A 1,225-nucleotide genomic window follows, 5' to 3' on the forward strand; every position below is an offset into this window, starting at 1 on the left:
TTTTAGTTTTGTTTAATAACGTAATTTCATATAAAGACCTTATTTAAAAGTAATTCTTGTTATAATAGAATTAAACTTTTATTGAATGGGAATAATTAAAAGAAGCTTAGAAACCTTAATTTAAAAGGAATCTAAGCTCTTTTTCTTCTCAACAGTTTCAGCGGCATCATCATTTGAATTGTTTTTTTGAAATTTCGTAATCCAAAAATCCCTTTACCTTTCCCAACTATGGAATAGAAAGATCCATTTCTCCACCAACAGTATAATTAAAAATATCAGTATCGATAGAATGTAGATATGCATTTTTCCTTATCTTTGATTTCTAGTCGATATATTTTGATAAATCAGTCTTACCATTTTCTTCGACTATATTATAAATAGCTACTAAAGAAGCATTCCCACCCAATTTAATCAAGGCTTCCATAATTTCCTCTACCCAAATATTATACGGCATAAAGCCGCCCCTAATTAACAGTTGATGGTATTGTTGAGTCTTTGCAACCTTGTTAGAAAATCTTTATACAATCTTCTAAAAGTGCTTTGCTAATAGATAAGTTCCAAGCCCTCATTCTGCTATGCCAACGTTTATGATTCAAGAAGTTTTCCCATGTAATTTCATAAATAGAATTTAATGTTATATCTTTATTGAAAACAACTATTACTACATATTCAAATTTTTGTTTTTCTTCAATTTCACTATCCGGTTCATTTAATCCATAGAAGACACCTGTTACTTTTCCTGTTGTTGATTTAATACTATATCGATCTCCGTTGATACTTATTGCGTCAATATTCTGGGTTCCTGTTGGTGCAGCTTGAAGTTTAGGTAGTTTAGGGTTTTCCTTATAATATTTAATAGCTAAGTATTCACCGAGTTCACCAATAACATTATTAGTTCTAATCATTCCCCTAGCTTTCAATTCCTCTAGCCACACACCGTAAATACTAATTAAATTATAGTCATTCATTGCCTTTAATATATCCCTAATATCTTCAGTCATCTTTTTCCCCCTTGATAAATCTATAGAAGAATACTCTTACTTTTTATTTTATTGGAATTAAGTTTCATCTGAATCTATATCATTTTTCTTATGAATTTTCAAAAGATTCTCGACGAAAGAAAAGTCATTATTTTGAGAGTAAATTTGCCCATACATACTTTCATTCGTTCCTTTATCCTAGTTTTTATTATTTTGTTTCTATTGAGTAGCTTGATATATTAGTG

The 1,225-nt window shown here is 29.3% G+C and carries 2 protein-coding genes; both read right to left on the reverse strand.

Annotation, left to right across the window (positions count from 1 at the left end; translation table 11 throughout):
• Positions 1-322: 322 nt before the first annotated feature.
• A complete protein-coding gene (locus ABWK52_RS29550) occupies positions 323-454 on the reverse strand; it encodes a hypothetical protein (RefSeq protein ID WP_255289040.1) in 132 nt (43 codons plus the stop codon).
• A gap of 52 nt (positions 455-506) precedes the next feature.
• The gene (locus ABWK52_RS29555) at positions 507-1,001 is read right to left on the reverse strand and encodes a hypothetical protein (protein ID WP_098541720.1); all 495 of its coding nucleotides are present in this window, start codon (positions 999-1,001) and stop codon (positions 507-509) included.
• Positions 1,002-1,225: the final 224 nt, after the last annotated feature.

The organism is Bacillus sp. AP50, assembly GCF_040492675.1.
GTDB lineage: Bacteria > Bacillota > Bacilli > Bacillales > Bacillaceae_G > Bacillus_A > Bacillus_A cereus.